Origin of the sequence: Streptomyces sp. NPDC050161 (assembly GCF_044460025.1) — a bacterium.
Classification (GTDB): Bacteria; Actinomycetota; Actinomycetes; order Streptomycetales; family Streptomycetaceae; genus Streptomyces.
Genome location: NZ_JBITJM010000001.1, coordinates 244,543 through 263,900 on the forward strand (window position 1 = coordinate 244,543; position 19,358 = coordinate 263,900).

Below are 19,358 nucleotides of genomic sequence, written 5' to 3' on the forward strand. Positions count from 1 at the left end.
GGCACATGAGCACCACCCCGGACAGCGCCGTCCGCGCGTACATCACCAGCCACCGCGAGACCTTCCTCGACGACCTCGCCGACTGGCTGCGCATCCCCTCCGTATCGGCCGACCCCGGCCGCGCCGGCGATGTGCGCCGCAGCGCCGAATGGCTCGCCGCGAAGCTCGCCGACACCGGCTTCCCGACCACCGAGATCTGGGAAACCGACGGCCTCCCCGCCGTCTACGCCCACTGGCCTTCCGACGACCCCGACGCCCCGACGGTGCTCGTCTACGGCCACCACGACGTACAGCCCGCAGCGCCCGATGACGGCTGGCACACCGACCCCTTCGAGCCGCAGACCCTCGACGGCAAGCTCTACGCACGCGGCGCCGCCGACGACAAGGGCCAGGTGTTCTTCCACACCCTCGGCGTCCGCGCCCACCTCGCCGCCACCGGCCGCAGCACCCCCGCCGTCCACCTCAAACTCCTCATCGAGGGCGAAGAGGAATCCGGCTCCCCGAACTTCCCGGCGCTCATCACCCGGCACGCCGACCGCCTCGCCTGCGACACGGTGATCGTCTCCGACACCGGCATGTGGTCCAAGGACACCCCCACCGTCTGCACCGGCATGCGCGGCCTCACCGACTGCCAGATCGACCTCCACGGCCCCGACCAGGACATCCACTCCGGCTCCTTCGGCGGCGCCGTACCCAACCCCGCCACCGAAGCCGCCCGCCTCGCCGCCGCCCTGCACGACGACGACCGCCGTGTCGCCATCCCCGGCTTCTACGACGGTGTGATCGAACTCACCGACCGCGAACGGGAACTCTTCGCCGAGCTGCCGTTCGACGAAGCGGAATGGCTGCGCACCGCCCACTCCCACGCCGCACTCGGCGAAGCCGGCAGCACCACACTCGAACGCATCTGGGCCCGCCCCACCGCCGAGGTCAACGGCATCTCCGGCGGCTACCAGGGCCCCGGCGGCAAAACCATCGTCCCGGCCACCGCCCAGCTCAAGCTCTCCTTCCGCCTCGTCGCAGGCCAGGACGCGGACGCCGTCCAGCAGTCCGTACGCGACTGGGTCGCAGCCCGCCTCCCCGCCGGCATCCGCCACGACCTCACCTTCTGGGGCGCCACCCGCCCCTGCCTCACCCCGCTCGACCACCCGGCCCTGCAATCCGTCGCCCGCGCCATGGGCCGCGCCTTCGGCCAGAAGATCCGCTTCACCCGCGAAGGCGGCTCAGGGCCCGCCGCCGACCTCCAGGACGTCCTCGGCGTCCCGGTCCTCTTCCTCGGTATATCCGTCCCCTCCGACGGCTGGCACGCACCGAACGAAAAGGTCGAACTGGACCTGCTGATGAAGGGCGTCGAGACCGCCGCCCACCTGTGGGGCGACCTGGCGGAGAACTGGCGCACCGCTTGACCCGCACGCGTACCGCCGTGCCGCACCGTGCCCGTACGCAGCAATCACCCACGTCATAGGGGGAGTTGGAAACAGCAGTGACCACCTGGACCGACCACAGCGCCGACCGGCCGCTCACCTTCAGCGCACCGAGCGGAATCGACCGCTCCGCACACCACCGCCTCGACGAGGCATGGCTCGCGGCGGCCTGGAGTCACCCGTCGACGCGCGTCTTCGTGGTCTCCGGCGGCCAGGCCCTCATCGACGACACCCCCGACGGCCGCACCGAACTCATCATGACGCCCTCCTTTGAGGCGCCCATGACCGAAGCGCACCGCTACTACCTCGGCACCGACGACGAAGGCGTCAGCTACTTCGCCCTCCAGAAGGACTCCCTGCCCGGCCGCATGGACCAGTCCGCGCGCCCCGCAGGACTCCGCGAAGCCGGCCTGCTGCTCTCCCCGCGCGACGCCGGCCTCCTCGTCCACGCCGTGGCCCTGGAGAACTGGCAGCGACTGCACCGCTTCTGCTCCCGCTGCGGCGAACGCACCGTCATCGCCGCCGCAGGACACATCCGCCGCTGCCCCGCCTGCGGCGCCGAGCACTACCCGCGCACCGACCCGGCCGTCATCATGCTCGTCACCGACGAGGAGGACCGTGCCCTCCTCGGCCGCCAGGTCCACTGGCCCGAAGGCCGCTTCTCCACCCTCGCCGGCTTCGTCGAACCCGGCGAACCCATCGAACAGTCGGTGGCCCGCGAGGTCTTCGAAGAGGCCGGAGTCGTCGTCGGCGACGTCGAATACATCGCCAGCCAGCCCTGGCCCTTCCCCTCCAGCCTGATGCTCGGCTTCATGGCCCGCGCCACCTCATCCGACATCCAGGTCGACGGCGAGGAAATCGAAGAGGCCCGCTGGTTCTCCCGTGAGGACCTCCGCGCCGCCTTCGAATCCGGCGAGGTACTGCCCCCCTACGGCATCTCCATCGCCGCCCGCCTCATCGAGACCTGGTACGGCAAGCCGCTGCCCAAGCCGTGAGGTGAACCCCTGGTCCGCGGCCCTGCCGCGGCCCCCCGCACACACGACTGCGCCCCCTCCGACCATCGGCCGGAGGGGGCGCAGCGCCGTGGGAATCAGACGGCCAGGGCCTGCTTCACCTGATTCAGGCTCGGGTTCGTCATGACGATGTCCTCGCCGCCGGAGGGCGGGACGACCAGCACGGTCGGCACCGTCTGATTGCCGCCGTTCGCCTTCTCCACGAACGCCGCGGACTCCGGGTCAAGCTCGATGTTGATCTCGTTGTACGCGATGCCCTCGCGGTCCATCTGGCCCTTCAGCCGACGGCAGTAACCGCACCAGGTCGTGCTGTACATCGTCACAGTGCCCGCCATGCGTCCTGCGCTCCTTCGGTAAGTCTCGAACAGAAGCCGCCCGACAACCGAGCCGGGCCCCTACAGCCCGGACCCGACCCCACCGGCCCGGGGCCCATGCCCCGCCCCGGGAAGGCGGCAACCAAAAGAACGTCCGTGGTGCCTGGACCATTCCCGGGGGAGGGGCTTGGGCTTTCCCCCTTCCCTCGCTCTCCCTTTCCCCCCGCCCTCCCCCCCCCGGGGGCCCACCCCCGCCCCACCCCACCCCAGCCCCCCTCAAGCCCTCAACGCCCCCACGGCGCCCCCTCGCCGCCCCACACCCCAGCCCTCCAGCGCCCCCACCATCACCCCACCACCGCCTCCCACGCCCCCGCCTCACCCCACGAAAGCAGAACCCGGCGATCTGTGTGTCCGGCCGTCCCCAGAAGCCCTCCCCGGTACGACCGGAGGCGGCGGCTGTGGACGGTTTTCCCGGGTGTCCCGGTGGACCTGGCAGCATGGCGGGGTGACAGCAGCATCGGACTCCTCTCTTTTCCCGCAGGTCCCGGATTCGGCCGACGCGGTGCTCGACGGGCTCGACCCGGAGCAGCGCGAGGTGGCGACGGCTCTGCACGGTCCGGTGTGTGTGCTGGCCGGCGCGGGCACGGGCAAGACCCGTGCGATCACCCATCGGATCGCGTACGGCGTGCGGGCGGGGATCCTGCAGCCGGCGAGTGTGCTGGCCGTCACTTTCACCGCGCGTGCGGCGGGTGAGATGCGCGGCCGGCTGCGGCAGCTGGGCGCGGGCGGTGTGCAGGCGAGGACGTTCCATTCCGCCGCGTTGCGGCAGTTGCAGTTCTTCTGGCCGAAGGCGGTGGGTGGCGAGGTGCCGCGGCTGCTGGAGCGCAAGATCCAGTTGGTGGCGGAGGCGGCGGCGCGTTGCCGGATTCGGTTGGACCGCAATGAGTTGCGCGACGTCACGGCGGAGATCGAGTGGTCGAAGGTCACTCAGACGGTGCCGGCGGACTATCCCGCGGCGGTCGCCAAGGCGGGCCGGGAGGCGCCCCGCGATCCGGCCGAGGTCGGGCAGGTATACACCATGTACGAGCAGCTCAAGCGCGATCGCGGTGTGATCGACTTCGAGGATGTGCTGCTGCTGACGGTGGGGGTGCTCCAGGACCGGCACGACATCGCGGAGCAGATCCGCGCCCAGTACCAGCATTTCGTCGTCGACGAGTATCAGGACGTCAGCCCGCTCCAGCAGCGGCTGCTGGACTTGTGGCTGGGGGAGCGCGATGCGCTGTGTGTGGTGGGCGACGCCAGCCAGACGATTTACAGCTTCACCGGGGCCACCCCGGACCACCTGCTGAACTTCCGTACCCGCCATCCCCGCGCGACGGTCGTCAAGCTGGTCCGCGACTACCGTTCCACGCCGCAGGTGGTGCATCTCGCCAACGGTCTGCTCACCCAGGCGAGCGGCCGGGCAGCCGAGCACCGTCTGGAGCTGGTGTCGCAGCGCGAGGCGGGCCCGGAGCCCGCGTATGTCGAGTACGCCGACGAGCCCGCCGAGGCCGAGGGCACCGCCCGCCGGATCCGTGACCTCATCGCGTCGGGTGTCTCGGCGGGCGAGATCGCGGTGCTGTTCCGCATCAATGCGCAGTCCGAGGTGTACGAGCAGGCGCTGGCGGATGTCGGGGTGCCGTATCAGCTGCGCGGCGCCGAGCGGTTCTTCGAGCGGCCCGAGGTGCGCGAGGCGGGTGTCGCGCTGCGCAGCGCCGCCAGGTTCGGCGGCAATGACGCGTTGCTGGACGACGCCGTGGATCTGCCGTCGCAGGTCAGGGCGGTGCTGAGCACCAAAGGGTGGACGGGTGAGCCGCCGGCCGGATCGGGGGCGGTGCGGGACCGCTGGGAGTCGCTGGCGGCGCTGGTGCGGCTCGCGGAGGACTTCGCCGGGGCGCGGCCGGGGTCCTCTCTCGCCGATCTCGTCGCGGAGCTCGACGAGCGGGCCCACGCCCAGCACGCGCCGACGGTGGAGGGTGTGACGCTCGCCTCGCTGCACGCGGCGAAGGGCCTGGAGTGGGACGCCGTCTTCCTGGTGGGGCTCACCGAAGGCATGATGCCGATCACGTACGCGAAGACGGATGAGCAGGTCGAGGAGGAGCGCCGGCTGCTGTATGTCGGCGTCACCCGTGCGCGCCGGCATCTGGGGCTGTCGTGGTCCCTGGCCCGCTCTCCGGGCGGCCGGGCGAACCGCCGGGCCAGCCGGTTCCTCAACGGCCTGCGTCCCGGTGCGGGCGGCGGCACGGCCCGCCGTGCGGCGGGCGCGGCAGCGGGGGGCGTGGAGCGCGGTGCGGGCGGTGTGGCGGGCTCCGTCCGCCGTAGGGACCGTTCTCCGGCTCGCTGCCGGGTGTGTGGCAGGACGCTGACCGACGCGGGCGAGATGAAGCTGATGCGCTGCGAGGACTGCCCTTCGGACCTCGACGAGGCGCTGTACGAGCGGCTGCGGGACTGGCGGGCAGAGCAGGCGGGGCGGCTGGGCCAGCCGGCGTTCTGTGTATTCACGGACAAGACGCTGATGGCCATCGCGGAGGCCGTGCCGGGGACCGCGGGGGAGCTGGCGGGCATCTCGGGTGTGGGCCGGCGCAAGCTGGACCGTTTCGGCGCGGATGTGCTGGCGCTGTGCGCCGGTGAGGAGCCGGCGGACGGCTGTGCGGACGACCTTGGGGAGGGTTCGGGGGAGGCCGCGGAAAACTCGTCGGAAAAATAGTTTGCGCGCGCGGACGGCATCCCCATAGCCTGCGGGAGCACGGTGACAACGGGCCTTCCGAGATCCGTAGAATCCGTGCTGTACTTGAACGAGCTTGGAACGGGATTCCCGGTCCACCGAGACGCCGAGAGGAGGCGAGCCCAGTGATCAGCATTATCGAGACGAACAAAATGACCGATCGTTCGGTCGTCGCCCCCTGCGCTCTCGGCGCTTCGCTCCTTGGCACCGGTATGTCCGGCTTCGGCCGCCTGTCCGGCGTCGAGGTCGCGCGTCCCGAGTCCCTCCTGGTCCTGTCGACCGAGGAGAGCAGCGCGCGACCGACCGAGGCACCTGCGGTAGCGGCGGCAGCGGCGAATTCCTTTGCCCACGCGGCGGCCAATGGTGCCGGATTCCCGAAGCAGTACCAGCAGCAGCATGAAACGTGGGCCTACCGCGGCCTCGAACCCTGGAGAGATCCAGCCTGATCGGCATGATCAGGTCGGCACCTTCCAGGGCCGCGGAACCCACACCGGGATCCGCGGCCCTTTTGTTTTGCCCAAGAGCCCAGCCACCAGCCGGGCCACACAGACGAGGAACACACCACCGTGCAACTCCAGACGCACACCCCGTCCGTAGCGACCGACCTGATCCCTCCGCCCGCCCCCCAGGAGAACTCCTTGCTGCCCCTCACCGAGCTCGACAACGAAATCGACCGTCTCGGCGCCGCCGTACCGTGCCGGACCTACGACCCCGAGGTCTTCTTCGCCGAGTCCCCGGCCGACGTCGAGTACGCCAAGTCCCTGTGCCAGACCTGCCCGGTGCGTGAGGCGTGCCTGGCCGGCGCCAAGGACCGCCGCGAGCCGTGGGGCGTCTGGGGCGGGGAACTCTTCGTCCAGGGCGTCGTCGTGGCGCGGAAGCGCCCGCGTGGCCGTCCGCGCAAGAACCCGGTTGCGGCATGAACACCTTCGGCACAGGAACGATCGACCGTCCCGTCACCCGGGATCCCCAGAAGCAGGACCCAGCGATGAACCCCACAGTCACCGACATGCCCGTCCCCATGAACTCCGGTGCGATCGAGTCGCGCCAGAACAGGAACCTCGAAATGCAACTCATCCCAGAAGCCCTGGCGCGTGCTCATATGCACGAACGCCTGCATGAGGCCGAGTCCGAACGGAGGGCTCATCGGCTCGCCGCCGCGCGGCGTATGCAGCGGCGCGCCGAACGCGCGTCGCTCCGTGCCCGCCGGGCACTGGCCATGGCAGTGATGCAGTAAAGCGGCACACCGGTGCCGCCCACACGGGGGTCCGTCCGACAGGGCGGGCCCCGTGGTGCGTGGTATCCGCTTTCGGGCGGCCGACGGGGCTATCGTCGGACGGTGGAACGCAACACGTATGACAAGGCGTATGAACAGCCGGAATCCGCCGCCGAGAACACGCTCTGCGCCCGCTGCGGCACGATCGCCGAGGGCACCCCGCCGACCTGGACCTGCTCCGTCGAGAACGGCACCCGTCGCTACTTCTGCGTCAGCTGTGCGCGGGAGAACCTCCGCGCCATCGAAGGACGCCTGGACTCCAGCGGGTGGTGAGCGCGCGCCCGTAGAGCCGTGCCCGCACGACCGCTACGGGCGCCGGGGCCCGGCCTCCTGACGCATGCGCGGCGGGAGGTTCACGCCGTGGACTCCTCGACCTCCAGGGTGTCGGGAGCCTCGACGGGCTCCGCCGTGAAGCCGGGCAGCCACGCCGCCAGTTCGTCGCGCAGCCGTACCGTCGCGCCCAGTTGGCACAGCACCCCGATCGTGCTCAGCGTCACCCGGTGTATCAGCAGATACGACGGCGGCAGGTTGAGCTGCTTGCCCAACTGGTGCGCGGGGGAGCGGGGATCACCGATCCTGGCGGCCTGCTGCCGCATCCAGCTCCGTGTGAAGGTGAACTCCTCCACCTGCGCCGGTTCGATGATCGGCAGCAGGTAGTCGAGCACCGCGCCGGGGTCCAGCTCGATGGAGTCCTTGACGAAGCCCTCCTCGCACAGTTGCCGGTAGACCGCCTCCGCCTCGCCGTCCAGCGTCATCCGCAGCGACGTGCCGATCGTCGGCGGCAGTCCCTCGGGCAGCCGGTCGACGGTGCCGAAGTCCAGTACGCCCAACTGCCACTCGTGCACCGGGCCGTCGTTGCCGAGCAGCCGGAAGTTGCCCGGATGGGGGTCGGCGTGCAGCAGGCCCGTCCGCGCCGGGCCGGAGAACAGGAAGCGGGCCAGCAACTGCCCGGCCCGGTCACGCTCCTCCTGGCTGCCATCCGCGATGACCTCGGACAGAGGCCGCCCCTCCAACCACTCGGTGACCAGCACCTGTTCGCCCTGGTGCACCACGGCCGGCACCAGGACGTCCGGATCGCCGGCGAACTCCTCCGCGTGCGCCTGCTGCGCCTGGGCCTCCAGGGCGTAGTCCAGCTCCTCCGCCACCCGGTCGCGCAACTCGGCTATCAGCGGTTTGACGTCCATGCCGGGGATCAGCGGGCCCAGCAGCCGCGCGAACCGGCTCAGCTGCGCCAGGTCCGACAGCAGGGCCTTGCCCGCCCCCGGATACTGCACCTTCACCGCCACCTCACGGCCGTCGTGCCACACCGCGTGGTGCACCTGGCCGATCGAGGCCGCCGCCGACGGCTTGTCGTCGAACTCATCGAACAGCTCCCGCCAGTCCTCGCCGAGACGCTCGGCGAGCACCGTGTGGACCGTGCGCGTCGGCATCGGCGGGGCCGCTTCCTGGAGCTTGGTCAGCGCCGCGCGGTACGGCCCGGCGACGTCCTCGGGCAGCGCCGACTCGAAGACGGACAGCGCCTGCCCGAACTTCATCGCGCCGCCCTTCAACTCGCCCAGCACCTTGAAGAGCTGTTCCGCGGTGCGCTGTTGGAGCTCCCGGCCGACGATCTCGGCGGATCTGCCGCCGATCCGCTTGCCCAGGCCCCAGGTGGCGCGGCCGGCGAACCCCAGTGGCAGCGCGGCCAGCTTGGCGGTACGGGTGACCGCCTTGCGGGGAAGATCAGACATGCGCCCCTCCAACTCACACTGTCCCCAACCGGGGTTACTCCGTCATTGTGGCGTGTTGCGGCGACGGATCCGAGGCGTCCGCCGCAGCGGAGGAATCCGCCGCGCCGCAGCCGCACTCCGGATGCGGCGCGATCCGCACCGTGCGCAGCTCCGCACAGGGCAGGGCGAACTCCAGCCGCGCGCCCGTACACGGTGGCAGCGCACCGTCGAGGAACGCCAGCGCCTGCGCTGCGGCCTGCCCCGCGACCATCGTCGCCAGGGACGCGTCGCAGGCGGGCACCGCGGGGGAGATGCGCCCCGAACGCCACTGCGCCAGCAGCCGCGGCCAGGCCGGCTCCGCTTCCGTACGCCGTAACTCGTCGCAGCGGGCGCACGCGGAGCCGCCGGGCAGCACCAGCGGCCCCACCACACCCGTGCCCTCCAGCACCCCCGCGTACAGGTGCGGAATGCCGGCCGTCAGCAGTGGTTCGGACAGCACCGGGTCGGGCGCGTACGCCCCGAGGCCGTCGCGCGGCGCGAGCACCACCAGGGACAGGCCCGGCTCTCCCGTCTCGCTCACCGGACCGACCGGCCGTGGCCTGCGTGCCCACGGCGACGTGTCGTGCACAAGCCGCCGCGCGGAGGCGTCCCGCCGCTCGCCGACGCGCTCCGCGGGGTGCCCGCCGGGCAGCACGTCCCACGGCTCGACCTTCCCGCCGTCCAGCACCTCCACCCGGCCGATGCCCCCGGAGGACAGCAGCGCCGCGATGGCCGCTCCCACCCGTCCCGCGCCCCGCACCCGCGCGCGTACCGCCCGGCGCGCCCCCATTCGCCCCAACGCGCCGGTGGCTTCCGGGTGCTGGACCGACAGGGACGCCAGGTCGGGCCGGAGCCGCTCGAAGGCCGGGCCGTCCGCGCGGACCGCGTCCGCCGCGGGCCCGCCCGCCGCCGGGGCGTCCAGCAGCCCGGCGGCGCCGAGCCGGTCCACCACACCCCGCACATGGCCGGGTGACAGATCCAGCGCCGCGGCGTCCGCGACGAGCTGATCCATGGTGCGGCTGCCGTCGATCATGTCCAGGAAATAGCCCGTCGCCATGTCCACGGGCCCGACCACCACCGCATGCGCCGGCGTCACCCCGAATCGCACCGTGGACCTGTCCCGCCAGCCGCGCCGCAGCGCGGGCTTCACCATCGGATGCATGACATCCGCCCCCGTCTTCCGTCCGTCCGCTTGCCCTCTGCGCCTGCCTTCGGCGTCGTGCGGGACCAGCATGCGCCGAACGCGGATTTCGTGCGCCGAGTTATCCACAGGCACCCGAATCAGTCATACAAACGGTTCCCGCAGGGGGTGTTTCGGGTCCGACCGTTCGCGGGTCGGGACTTCCCGCAGGGCCAGCAGGTAACGTCGGGCGCGTGCCCGCCGACCCTTCCCCACGTGTCGCTGGGGAGACTCCCCTGCGTCGCGCCGCAGACACGTCCCGCAGGGCTGCCTCGGGCCCCTCGCCTCGGGGACCGGCCACCAGCGCGGTGGAGGTGCGCCGCAGCTCACGCAGGCGCCGGACGGTCTCCGCCTACCGCGAGGGCGACCGCACCATCGTTCTCATCCCGGCCCGCATGTCCGAGGCCGAGGAACAGCGCTGGATCACCGTCATGCTGGACAAGCTCGCCGCCCAGGAGAGCAAGCGGATGCTCGGCGACGGCGAGCTGGCCGAGCGCGCCGAACGGCTCTCGGAACAGTTCCTGCAGGCCCGCGCCCGCCCCGCGTCCGTGCGCTGGGTCACCAACCAGAACACCCGCTGGGGATCGTGCACCCCCGCCGAGGGCAGCATCCGCCTCTCACACCGCCTCCAGGGCATGCCGGAATACGTCATCGACTACGTCCTGCTGCACGAACTGGCGCACCTCCTGGTCCCCGGCCACGGCCCCCGGTTCTGGAAGCTGCTGGAGTCCTATCCGCGCACCGAACGGGCCCGCGGATACCTCGAAGGGGTGGTCGCCGCCGACCGGCTGCCCCATCTGCCCGCCGCCCGCAGCGAATAGCGGCCGTGCCGCAAGCCCCCTGTACAGCCCCGGCATCACCCACTGTCAGCGCCAGCGGTTAGCCTGGCGCGCACTACCAACTCACAGCCGGAGCGGGGGACGGGCATTACCTATGGCCAGGGAATTCCAGCGGGGCCACAAAGCCAGGATCGGTGACCTGACGGCAGGGACGGACCTGTACGTCGGCGTGCAGATCGGCGGACCGGGCCTCACCTTCGACATCAGCTGCTTCGGTCTCGACGCGGACGAACGGCTCTCCGACGACCGGTACTTCATCTTCTTCAACCAGCCGGCATCGCCCGAGGAGTCGATCCAGCAGCTCGGCGAGCAGGCAGGCGACACCCAGTCCTTCCGGGTCACCCTCGACCGCATCCCGCCGCAGATCAGGAAGCTGTCCTTCACCGCGGCTCTGGACGGCGCGGGCCAGGTCTCCCAGATCGGCCCCGGGTACATCCGGATCGTGGCAGGCGGCGAGGAAGTCGCCCGCTATTCCTTCAACGGCTCCGAGTTCAGCACCGAACGCGCCGTCATGCTCGGCGACTTCTACCTGAAGGACGTCTGGCGGTTCGCCGCCGTGGGCCAGGGATTCGACGGGGGCCTCGAAGCGCTGCTGAAGAACTTCGGCGGCGAGGTCGCCGAAGAGGAAGCCGCCCCCGAGCCCGCCCCGCCCGCCGCCGCGCAGGCCGTGCCCGGCTTCGCCCCGCCCTCCGGGGCGGCCCCCGCACCGTCCTTCGGCGCCCCCGCCGCACCGCAGCAGCCCGCCCCCGACTTCGGCCCGCCCCAGGGCGCTCCGCCCGCCGCTCCCACGCCGCAGCCGGCCGCCCCGCAGGTCCACAACGCGCCCACCATCGCCGCGCCGATGGCCCCGCCCGCCGCGCCGGTCCCGCCCCCGGCAGCCCCCGGAATCCCCGGTCAGCAGCCTCCCGCGCCCTACGGACAGCCCGCCCCCGGCGGCTTCCCCGGGCAGCAGCCCCCGCCGCCCGCCCCGTACGGGCAACCCGCCCCGCCGCCCGGCGGATTCGGCGCGCCCCAGGGACAGCCGGGACAGTTCCCCGGGCAGCCCGCCCCGTACGGACAGCCGGGAGCGCCCTACCCGGGGCAGACCCCGGCCGTGCCCGCGCAGGGCGGCCCCGGGCTCGGCGTCGTCCTGGAGAAGTACAAGGAAGCGCCCACCGGCCAGCGGTGGACACCGCAGAACAGCAAGCTGGTCCGCGTCGACCTCGGTGTCGACGGCCAGCCGGTGCTCGCCCGCCAGGGCAGCATGGTGCTCTACCAGGGCAAGGTCGACTTCAGCTACAAGGGCGCCGGCTTCCGCGGTCGCATCGTGGGCAACGCCACCGGCCAGGAAATGCAGCTGATGCGCTGCTCGGGCCAGGGCCAGGTGTTCTTCGCCGAGAACAGCGCGCACGTCCACCCCATCGAGCTCCAGGGCGACGCCATCTGCGTGTCCGCCGAGAGCGTCCTCGCCTTCGACGAGTCGCTCCAGCACGAAGTGCGCCGCATCGAAGGCCACGGCATCCCCGGCGGCGCCCTGTTCACCATGCAGTTCCAGGGCACCGGCACGGTCATCGTCACCACCCAGGGCAGCCCCGTCGTGCTGCCGGTCACGCCGACCACGTTCGCCGACGCCAACGCCATCGTCGCCTGGTCCGCCGCCTCGCAGGTGATCATCTCCAGCCAGGTCAGCCTGCGACGGCACGCCTACCCCGGCCACTCCGGCGAGACCGTGAACCTCCAGTTCCGCGGCGCGCCGGGCAACTTCATCATCGTCCAGCCCTACGAGGTCTGAGGGAGCCCGGAACATGAGCCAGCAGCAGCTGTCGGGCTACGCCCCGACCCCGCCCGCCGCCCGCATGGAGAACCACGGCAGCGCCATGGCCAAGATCGCCATGCAGAGCGGCCAGGACGTCTTCGCCCGCACCGGATCGATGGTCGCCTACGAAGGCTTCATCCAGTACGAGCCCAACCCACCCGCCGTCCGCCAGATGGCCTCCCAGTGGATCACCGGCGAGGGCGCCCCGCTGATGAAGTGCAGCGGCGACGGCATCCTCTACCTCGCCGACTACGGCGCCGACGTCGTCTGCATCAACCTCAACGGCGACTCGCTCTCCGTCAACGGCACCAACCTCCTCGCCCTCGACGCGCACCTCCAGTGGAGCGTCCAGCGGGTCAAGGGCATGGCGAAATTCGCCGGCCAGGGACTCTTCAACGTCGGTATCTCCGGCACCGGTTGGGTCGCCCTCACCTCCCGCGGCACACCGATCGTCGTCGACTGCGGCCGAGGCGACGACGAGACGTACGTGGACCCCGACGCCCTGGTGGCCTGGTCCAGCAACCTGAAGATGAAGGGCAAGCGCAGCTTCAAGGCGTCCTCGATGATCGGCCGCGGCAGCGGCGAGGCGTACCAACTCGGCTTCTCCGGCGAGGGGTTCGTCGTCGTCCAGCCCAGCGAGGACAGTACCGACCGGCTCCGGGCCCGGGGCTGAGGGGGAGGACCGAACACACCATGCAGAGTCCGCTTTTCGCCTTCACCGAGGCACAGACCCAGGACCGCTACGCGCTGCAGAACGCACAACTGCTGCGCGTCGCACTCCAGGGCCACGAGGACATCCTCGCCCGCAAGGGCACGATGGTCGCCTACCAGGGGCTCCTCGAATTCGACGGCAACTACCAGACCCAGGGCCAGCACCGCGCCCGCGCGATGACCGGCGAGGGCCTGGAGCTGATGCGGGTCTCCGGGCAGGGCACCGTCTACCTCGCCAACCTCGGCCAGTACGTCCACGTCGTCGACGTCGACCACGATGGCCTGACCGTCGACAGCAGCTACGTCCTGGCGCTCGACTCGGGCCTCCACTGGGAGGTCGTGTCTGTCGACAGCCAGTACGGCATCTCCGGCACCGGCAAGTACCAGATCAACATCTCGGGACAGGGCAAGGTCGCCCTGATGACCTCGGGCCAGCCGCTGATGATGCAGGTCACGCCCGACAAGTACGTCAACGCCGACGCCGACGCGGTCGTCGCCTGGTCCGCCTCGCTGCGCGTCCAGATGCAGGCACAGACACACTCGTCCGGCGTGTGGCGGCGCCGCGGAGGCACCGGCGAGGGCTGGGAACTCAGCTTCCTCGGCCAGGGCTACGCGCTGGTCCAGCCCAGCGAGCTGCTGCCGCCGCAGAACGCCGAGATCGGCTCCGGCCTGGCCGCCCAGTTCGGCATGGGCCAACAGGGCGCCCGAGGCCACAACCAGGGCAACATCTTCACCAACTGACGGCGGCCCGCCGACCGCCGGGGCGGACCCGCCCGCGCGCCCCTAGAGAAGCGCGCGGGTGCGGTCCACCAGACGCACCACCGAGTCGTCCGCGACGGATGCCACCTCGTCGTAACCGAACCACCGCAGATCCAGCGACTCGTCGCTGATCTCCGCGACCGCGCCCGCGGGCGCCAGAGCCGCGAACTGCACGTCCAGATGCCAGGCACACGGCGTGTGATGACGGTCAAGGCGCACCGGGCCGCCCGGAAGCAGCGTCAGGCCCTGCGCGATCCCGGACTCCTCCCGCGCCTCCCGCAGCGCCGCCTGCGCGAGCGTGGCGTCCTCCGGCTCGCAGTGACCGCCCATCTGGAGCCACATCCCCAGCTTGCGGTGCAGTGTGAGCAGCACCCGGCCCTCGGCCGGATCGATCACCAGCGCGCTCGCCGTGAGGTGCCCCTCCTTGCAGGGCTTCCACATGCCGTCCTGGTGTGCCGCCAGGTGCTCCAGGTAGGCGAGCCGCAGCTCCTCCTGGGCGGGCGACGGCGCGGGCCACTCCTTGAGCGCCCGCGCCGCCTCGTCACGCAGACTCACCGGTCACCTTCGCCCTTGGCGCCGCTCTCGTCCTTGCCGCCGCCGGGCCCGTGACCCTCACCGGGCGTCTCCGGAGCGGCGTCCGGCGCCTGCGGGGCGTCCGGCTTGCGCAGGTCCGTCGTGCCGCTCGCCGCGTCACCCAGCATCTTGTCCAGCTCGGAGAAGTCCATCTGCTCGTGGTGCACGAAGCCGTCCGGATCGTCCAGGTCGGCCGCGGTCGGCAGCATGTCCGGGTGCTCCCACAGGCCGTCGCGGCCCTCCAGACCCCGGGCGTCCGTCAGCGACGCCCACAGCCGCGAAGCGTCCCGCAGACGCCGCGGACGCAGCTGGAGACCGATCAGCGTCGCGAAGGTCTGCTCCGCCGGACCACCGGTCGCCCGGCGCCGCCGCAGCGTCTCCCGGAGCGCGTCGGCCGACGGCAGGTGCGGCGCGGCCGCGGCGTGCACCACCGCGTCCACCCAGCCCTCCACCAGCGCCAGCGCGGTCTCCAGACGGGCCAGCGCGGCCTTCTGCTCCGGAGTGTCCTCGGGCTGGAACATGCCCTGCTGGAGGGCGTTCTGCAGCTCCTCGGGATGCTGCGGGTCGATCTGGCCGACCACGTCCTCCAGCTTGGACGTGTCCACCTTGATGCCGCGGGCGTAGCCCTCCACGGCACCGAACAGATGCGACCGCAGCCACGGCACATGCGCGAAGAGCCGCTGGTGGGCGGCCTCCCGCAGAGCGAGGTACAGCCGCACCTCCTCCTCCGGCACGCCGAGGCCCGCACCGAAGTGCGCGATGTTCCCCGGCAGCAGCGCGGCCTTGCCCGCCGGACCCAGAGGCAGCCCGACGTCCGTCGAGCCGACGACCTCGCCCGCCAGGACGCCCAGCGCCTGGCCGATCTGGGTGCCGAACATCGCGCCGCCCATGGAACGCATCATGCCCAGGAGCGGGCCTGCCATGGCCTGCATCTCCCCGGGCAGCACATCGCCCATCGCCGACCCGACCCGCTCCGCCAGCGGATTCACCAGGTCCTTCCAGACCGGCAGGGTCTCCTCGACCCACTCCGCACGGCTCCACGCCACCACCGAGCCCGACCCCGACGGCAGCGACGTCACGCCGTCCAGCCACAGGTCCGCCAGGCGCACGGCCTCCTCGACCGCGACGCGCTCACCGGGAGACAGGCTCGCGTCCTTGCTGCCGTCCTCGGCGCCCTGCGCGACGGTCTGCCGCGCGATGTCCTTGGCCATGTCCCAGTTCACCGGCCCGCCCTCGTACGAGAGCATCTGGCCGAGCTTCTGGAAGGCGGCGCCAAGGTCGCCAGGGTTCATCTGGCCGCCGGGACCGCCCATGCCGCCGAAGAGCGCCGCGAACGGATTGTCCGCGCCGCCGCTCCCGCCGCCGAACCCGAACGGGTCCGCAGGGCCCTGGCCACCTCCCTGGCCGCCCTTCTTCTCGCCGTTGTCGCCGTCCTCCGGCTCCTCCGGCGGAAGGCCGAATCCAAATGGGGTGTCACTCACGGGTTTCCTCGGCTCGTAGGGCCGCCGGCCCGGGGCCGACGGCGACTGCCCGACATCACCCTCCAGCGTAGACACCCCGAGAGCTTCGGGCCTCGGTGCTTCGCTGTCGTGATGCCTGCGGCAGGATGGACGCCACCTGTACGTACGCGCCAGTACGCGTGCGTACTGAAGACAACCGCTGGAGACGCCCGGTGAGTTCCCCAGATCCGACCGTTCGCGCAGCGCGAAACGCTGCCGCCCCGACCGAGAAAGCAGGCCACACCGAAGACCGCACGGCCCCGCGGCCGGGCCGCCGCCCCGTCGTCGCCGTCACCGGAGCAGCCTCCGGGGTCGGCGAGCTGCTGACCCGCGCCCTCGTGGCATCCGACGAGGTCAAACAGGTCGTGGCCATCGACGAGAGGCGCGGCGACGTCCCCGAGGCGCACTGGCACCTGCTGGACGTACGCGACCCCGCCATCGCCGAGAAGCTGCGCGGCGCCGACGTCGTCGTCCACCTGGCGCTCGACCTCGACCTGGAGACCGACGCCGCGGCCCGCACCGCCTACAACGTCCGCGGCACCCAGACCGTGCTCACCGCCGCCGCTGCGGCCGGCGTCCACCGCGTCGTGCTGTGCACCTCCGCCATGGTCTACGGCGCGCTCCCCGACAACGACGTGCCGCTCGCCGAGGACGCCGAGCTGCGCGCCACCGCCGACGCCACGGGAGTCGGCGACCTCCTGGAGATCGAGCACCTCGCCCGCCGCGCGCCCCGCGCACACCCCGGCCTGAACGTCACCGTGCTGCGGCCCACCGTCCTGGTGGGCGGCACCGACACCGCCCTGACCCGCTACTTCGAATCGCCGCGCCTCCTGGTCGTCGCGGGATCCCGCCCCGCCTGGCAGTTCTGCCACGTGGACGACCTGGTCAGCGCCCTGGAATACGCCGCCCTGGAGAAGGTCGACGGCGAACTCGCCGTGGGCTGCGACGGCTGGCTGGAACAGGAGGAGGTCGAGGAGCTGTCCGGGATCCGGCGGATGGAACTGCCGTCATCGGTGGCCCTGGGCGCCGCCGCCCGCCTGCACCGCATCGGCCTGACCCCGTCGCCCGCAGGCGACCTCGCGTACACGATGCACCCCTGGGTGGTCAGCGGCAGCCGGCTCCACGAAGCGGGCTGGCGGCCCCGGTGGACGAACGAGGACGTCCTCGCCGAACTCCTGGAAGAGGTCGCGGGCCGGCACACCCTCGCCGGACGCAGGCTCGGCCGCAAGGACGCCACCGCGGCCGGCGCCGCCGGTGCCACCGTCGCCCTCCTGGGCACGGCGGCCCTGGTCCGGCGCGCCCGCAAGGCACGCCGCCGCATCTGACCCGGGGATGGCGGGCGGGGCGGCCGGCCTGGAGGACCCTCCATACGGCGGTCCCGGCACCCGGCAGATCCGGCCATTCCCGTTCGCCCGCCGAGTACGGCACGATGGCAGCATGTCTGGCACGCCCCTTCCTCCGTCCCCGCGCCCCGACCACCCCGGTGAGCAGGCCGCGGCGGATCCGATCCGTCTCCTGGCGATCCGCGACACCCCGCTGTCCGTGGACGAGGTCCACGCGGCGGTCGGTGACGCCGCGGCGGGCGGCACGGCCCTGTTCGTCGGCACGGTCCGCTCCCACGACGGCGGCGCCGACGTCGACGGTCTCGGCTACTCCGCGCACCCGACGGCCGAGGCCGAGCTGCGCCGGGTCGCCGAGAAGGTCGTGGCCGACTTCCCCGTCCGCGCGCTGGCCGCCGTCCACCGGGTGGGGGACCTCGCCATCGGGGACCTCGCCGTCGTCGTCGCGGTCTCCTGCCCGCACCGGGGCGAGGCGTTCGACGCCTGCCGCAAACTGATCGACGACCTCAAGCACGAGGTGCCGATCTGGAAGCACCAGACCTTCTCGGACGGCACCGAGGAGTGGGTGGGTGCCCAGTAGTTCCGGGGGAGGGGCCCCGCGGGCCGCGCCTGACGGCCCGCCACACCTCTGTACGGTTCCCGGACGCTCGGCTGATCCGGTGCCTTGCGTTCCGGTTGCGTAACCTGCCCCCTGGCGTGAGCGTTGACCCATCAGATGGTTAATCTGCTTATTCGTCGAATGTGGTTGTGCTAAGGGTCGGGAGGCCGCTGTGGGTGCGCTCCTCTGGTTGTTGATTCCGCTCCTCGCCGCGCTCGCCGCCGCTCTCTGGAGCACCTGGACCCTGCGGAACCGCAAGAGCGGGGACGTCGCCGAGCTGGCCGGATACGCCCGGTTCCGCGCCGCGATGGAGAAGGAACACTCCGGGCCCGACGCGGCCTGACCGCGCTTCGCGCCGCCGTCACCGACAGCCTCGTACGGACGGCCCCGCGGGCCGGTTGTCATACCCGTCCCGTACTGTCGTTCCATGCCACGCCGCACCGCGACGCTGCTCGCCTCGACACTGATGCTGATCGCGCTGCTCTGCGCCGGGGTGCTCATCCCCGTGCCGTATTCCGAGATGTCACCGGGACCGACGGTGAACACCCTGGGCGATCACGACGGCAAGCCGGTGCTCCAGATCGGCGCCCGGAAGACGTATCCGACGACCGGTCACCTCAACATGACCACGGTCCGCGTCACCGGCCCCGACTACACCATGAACCTCCTTGAGGCGGTCTACGGCTGGCTCGACCACGACAACGCCGTGGTCCCGCACAAGACGCTCTACCCCGAAGGGCAGACGGCCGAGCAGGCGGACCAGGTGAACGCCGAGGAGTTCAGCCAGTCCCAGGAGAGCGCCAAGGTCGCGGCGCTCAAGCAGCTGAACATCCCCGTCGCCTCCCAGACCGTCGTCGGCTCCGTCGTCAAGGACAAGCCGGCCGACGGGCGGCTGCACGCCGGGGACGTGATCAAGGCCGTGGACGGCACGCCGGTCAAGGCGACGGGAGACGTCGCCAAGCTGGTGACCCGGCACAAGGCGGGCGAGAAGGTCGTCTTCACGGTCATCCCCGCCAAGGCCGCCGCTGCGGACGAGAAGAAGGGCAAGCGCCCCGAGGCCGGCCAGAAGCAGGTGACGCTCACGACGGAGAAGGCGGAGGACGGCCGTGCCGTCGTCGGAATCCAGGCCGGCATCGACCACACCTTCCCGTTCCCCATCGACGTCAAGCTGGCCGACGTCGGCGGTCCGAGCGCCGGCCTGATGTTCGCGCTCGGCATCGTCGACAAGCTCACACCGCAGGACCTGACCGGCGGCAAGTTCGTGGCGGGCACCGGCACCATCGACGACGAAGGCAAAGTCGGGCCGATCGGCGGCATCTCGATGAAGACGGTCGGCGCGCGGGCCAAGGGCGCCGAGTACTTCCTGACGCCGAAGGACAACTGCGCCACCGCGGCCAAGGACATCCCGGACGGCCTCACCCTCGTGAAGGTCGACACCATCGGTGACGCGGTGAAGGCACTGAAGAAGATCAGCAGCGGGCACACGGCGGGCCTGCCCGGCTGCGCCAAGTAGCGACCGCGGCGCGGC

At 71.6% G+C, this 19,358-nt stretch carries 20 protein-coding genes; 15 read left to right on the forward strand and 5 right to left on the reverse strand.

The annotated features are described in order from the left end of the window. The first annotated feature begins 5 nt into the window (after positions 1-5). Together ACIBK8_RS01065 and nudC are read left to right on the forward strand one after the other, a co-directional pair. Positions 6-1,406 (forward strand): dipeptidase, encoded by a 1,401-nt coding sequence (locus ACIBK8_RS01065; RefSeq protein ID WP_399039398.1) that lies wholly within the window; start codon positions 6-8, stop codon positions 1,404-1,406. Between the two features lie 77 nt (positions 1,407-1,483). Then, the gene (gene nudC, locus ACIBK8_RS01070; protein WP_393682676.1) at positions 1,484-2,419 is read left to right on the forward strand and encodes an NAD(+) diphosphatase; all 936 of its coding nucleotides are present in this window, start codon (positions 1,484-1,486) and stop codon (positions 2,417-2,419) included. Positions 2,420-2,514: 95 nt separating this feature from the next. On the opposite strand, the gene ACIBK8_RS01075 is transcribed toward nudC, so the two are convergent. Next, complete coding sequence (locus tag ACIBK8_RS01075) at positions 2,515-2,772, reverse strand: glutaredoxin family protein (RefSeq protein ID WP_399039399.1); 258 nt, start codon at positions 2,770-2,772, stop codon at positions 2,515-2,517. 484 nt (positions 2,773-3,256) lie between these two features. Here ACIBK8_RS01075 and ACIBK8_RS01080 point away from each other — a divergent pair, with 484 nt between their 5' ends. The 5 genes from ACIBK8_RS01080 to ACIBK8_RS01100 all read left to right on the forward strand — a co-directional run bounded on the left by ACIBK8_RS01080 (position 3,257) and on the right by ACIBK8_RS01100 (position 7,061). After that, positions 3,257-5,497 (forward strand): ATP-dependent DNA helicase UvrD2, encoded by a 2,241-nt coding sequence (locus tag ACIBK8_RS01080; RefSeq protein WP_399039400.1) that lies wholly within the window; start codon positions 3,257-3,259, stop codon positions 5,495-5,497. A 143-nt stretch (positions 5,498-5,640) separates the two neighbouring features. Beyond that, positions 5,641-5,961 carry a hypothetical protein gene (locus tag ACIBK8_RS01085; protein ID WP_399039401.1) on the forward strand — a complete coding sequence of 107 codons (321 nt, stop codon included), beginning with the start codon at positions 5,641-5,643 and terminating at the stop codon, positions 5,959-5,961. A 120-nt stretch (positions 5,962-6,081) separates the two neighbouring features. Beyond that, complete coding sequence (locus ACIBK8_RS01090) at positions 6,082-6,435, forward strand: WhiB family transcriptional regulator (RefSeq protein WP_399039403.1); 354 nt, start codon at positions 6,082-6,084, stop codon at positions 6,433-6,435. After that, positions 6,432-6,749: a hypothetical protein gene (locus ACIBK8_RS01095; RefSeq protein ID WP_399039404.1), complete on the forward strand. Its 318-nt coding sequence runs from the start codon at positions 6,432-6,434 to the stop codon at positions 6,747-6,749. The genes ACIBK8_RS01090 and ACIBK8_RS01095 overlap by 4 nt, the downstream gene beginning before the upstream one ends. 102 nt (positions 6,750-6,851) lie before the next feature. Next, positions 6,852-7,061, forward strand: a complete 210-nt coding sequence (locus ACIBK8_RS01100) for a hypothetical protein (protein WP_393682668.1) — start codon at positions 6,852-6,854, stop codon at positions 7,059-7,061. Between the two features lie 80 nt (positions 7,062-7,141). Here the strand turns inward: ACIBK8_RS01100 and ACIBK8_RS01105 are convergent, their stop codons facing one another. Next, a complete protein-coding gene (locus ACIBK8_RS01105; protein WP_399039406.1) occupies positions 7,142-8,518 on the reverse strand; it encodes an ABC1 kinase family protein in 1,377 nt (458 codons plus the stop codon). Between the two features lie 34 nt (positions 8,519-8,552). After that, a complete protein-coding gene (locus ACIBK8_RS01110; protein WP_399039407.1) occupies positions 8,553-9,689 on the reverse strand; it encodes a ThiF family adenylyltransferase in 1,137 nt (378 codons plus the stop codon). Positions 9,690-9,910: 221 nt separating this feature from the next. On the opposite strand from ACIBK8_RS01110, the gene ACIBK8_RS01115 reads away from it, so the two are divergent. The 4 genes from ACIBK8_RS01115 to ACIBK8_RS01130 all read left to right on the forward strand — a co-directional run bounded on the left by ACIBK8_RS01115 (position 9,911) and on the right by ACIBK8_RS01130 (position 13,802). Next, positions 9,911-10,537, forward strand: a complete 627-nt coding sequence (locus ACIBK8_RS01115) for a M48 family metallopeptidase (RefSeq protein WP_399039408.1) — start codon at positions 9,911-9,913, stop codon at positions 10,535-10,537. 112 nt (positions 10,538-10,649) lie between these two features. Then, entirely contained in the window at positions 10,650-12,326 is a 1,677-nt protein-coding gene (locus ACIBK8_RS01120) for a TerD family protein (protein ID WP_399039410.1), read from the forward strand. Positions 12,327-12,339: 13 nt separating this feature from the next. Continuing rightward, positions 12,340-13,023: an AIM24 family protein gene (locus ACIBK8_RS01125; protein WP_399039411.1), complete on the forward strand. Its 684-nt coding sequence runs from the start codon at positions 12,340-12,342 to the stop codon at positions 13,021-13,023. 20 nt (positions 13,024-13,043) lie between these two features. Further along, positions 13,044-13,802, forward strand: a complete 759-nt coding sequence (locus ACIBK8_RS01130; RefSeq protein ID WP_399039413.1) for an AIM24 family protein — start codon at positions 13,044-13,046, stop codon at positions 13,800-13,802. Between the two features lie 42 nt (positions 13,803-13,844). On the opposite strand, the gene ACIBK8_RS01135 is transcribed toward ACIBK8_RS01130, so the two are convergent. Together ACIBK8_RS01135 and ACIBK8_RS01140 are read right to left on the reverse strand one after the other, a co-directional pair. Then, on the reverse strand, positions 13,845-14,375 hold the full coding sequence (locus ACIBK8_RS01135; protein ID WP_393682655.1) for an NUDIX hydrolase: 531 nt from the start codon (positions 14,373-14,375) through the stop codon (positions 13,845-13,847). After that, positions 14,372-15,874, reverse strand: coding sequence for a zinc-dependent metalloprotease (locus ACIBK8_RS01140; protein ID WP_399039414.1), 1,503 nt, complete (start codon positions 15,872-15,874; stop codon positions 14,372-14,374). The genes ACIBK8_RS01135 and ACIBK8_RS01140 overlap by 4 nt, the downstream gene beginning before the upstream one ends. 191 nt (positions 15,875-16,065) lie before the next feature. On the opposite strand from ACIBK8_RS01140, the gene ACIBK8_RS01145 reads away from it, so the two are divergent. The 4 genes from ACIBK8_RS01145 to ACIBK8_RS01160 all read left to right on the forward strand — a co-directional run bounded on the left by ACIBK8_RS01145 (position 16,066) and on the right by ACIBK8_RS01160 (position 19,343). Continuing rightward, complete coding sequence (locus tag ACIBK8_RS01145) at positions 16,066-17,217, forward strand: SDR family oxidoreductase (protein ID WP_399039415.1); 1,152 nt, start codon at positions 16,066-16,068, stop codon at positions 17,215-17,217. Between the two features lie 112 nt (positions 17,218-17,329). Continuing rightward, positions 17,330-17,812 carry a molybdenum cofactor biosynthesis protein MoaE gene (locus tag ACIBK8_RS01150; protein WP_399039416.1) on the forward strand — a complete coding sequence of 161 codons (483 nt, stop codon included), beginning with the start codon at positions 17,330-17,332 and terminating at the stop codon, positions 17,810-17,812. Positions 17,813-18,002: 190 nt separating this feature from the next. Next, the gene (locus tag ACIBK8_RS01155; RefSeq protein WP_393682647.1) at positions 18,003-18,173 is read left to right on the forward strand and encodes a hypothetical protein; all 171 of its coding nucleotides are present in this window, start codon (positions 18,003-18,005) and stop codon (positions 18,171-18,173) included. An 84-nt stretch (positions 18,174-18,257) separates the two neighbouring features. Further along, positions 18,258-19,343 (forward strand): PDZ domain-containing protein, encoded by a 1,086-nt coding sequence (locus tag ACIBK8_RS01160; protein ID WP_399039417.1) that lies wholly within the window; start codon positions 18,258-18,260, stop codon positions 19,341-19,343. The last annotated feature ends 15 nt before the right edge of the window (positions 19,344-19,358 follow it).

Bases quoted from the DNA above. Each gene is read 5' to 3' on its own strand.
- ACIBK8_RS01110 (WP_399039407.1), bottom strand. From the start codon at position 9,689: ATGGTGAAGCCCGCGCTGCGGCGCGGCTGGCGGGACAGGTCCACGGTG.
- ACIBK8_RS01120 (WP_399039410.1), top strand. From the start codon at position 10,650: ATGGCCAGGGAATTCCAGCGGGGCCACAAAGCCAGGATCGGTGACCTG.
- ACIBK8_RS01075 (WP_399039399.1), bottom strand. From the start codon at position 2,772: ATGGCGGGCACTGTGACGATGTACAGCACGACCTGGTGCGGTTACTGC.
- ACIBK8_RS01095 (WP_399039404.1), top strand. From the start codon at position 6,432: ATGAACACCTTCGGCACAGGAACGATCGACCGTCCCGTCACCCGGGAT.
- ACIBK8_RS01125 (WP_399039411.1), top strand. From the start codon at position 12,340: ATGAGCCAGCAGCAGCTGTCGGGCTACGCCCCGACCCCGCCCGCCGCC.
- ACIBK8_RS01105 (WP_399039406.1), bottom strand. From the start codon at position 8,518: ATGTCTGATCTTCCCCGCAAGGCGGTCACCCGTACCGCCAAGCTGGCC.
- ACIBK8_RS01130 (WP_399039413.1), top strand. From the start codon at position 13,044: ATGCAGAGTCCGCTTTTCGCCTTCACCGAGGCACAGACCCAGGACCGC.
- ACIBK8_RS01160 (WP_399039417.1), top strand. From the start codon at position 18,258: ATGCCACGCCGCACCGCGACGCTGCTCGCCTCGACACTGATGCTGATC.
- ACIBK8_RS01065 (WP_399039398.1), top strand. From the start codon at position 6: ATGAGCACCACCCCGGACAGCGCCGTCCGCGCGTACATCACCAGCCAC.
- ACIBK8_RS01150 (WP_399039416.1), top strand. From the start codon at position 17,330: ATGTCTGGCACGCCCCTTCCTCCGTCCCCGCGCCCCGACCACCCCGGT.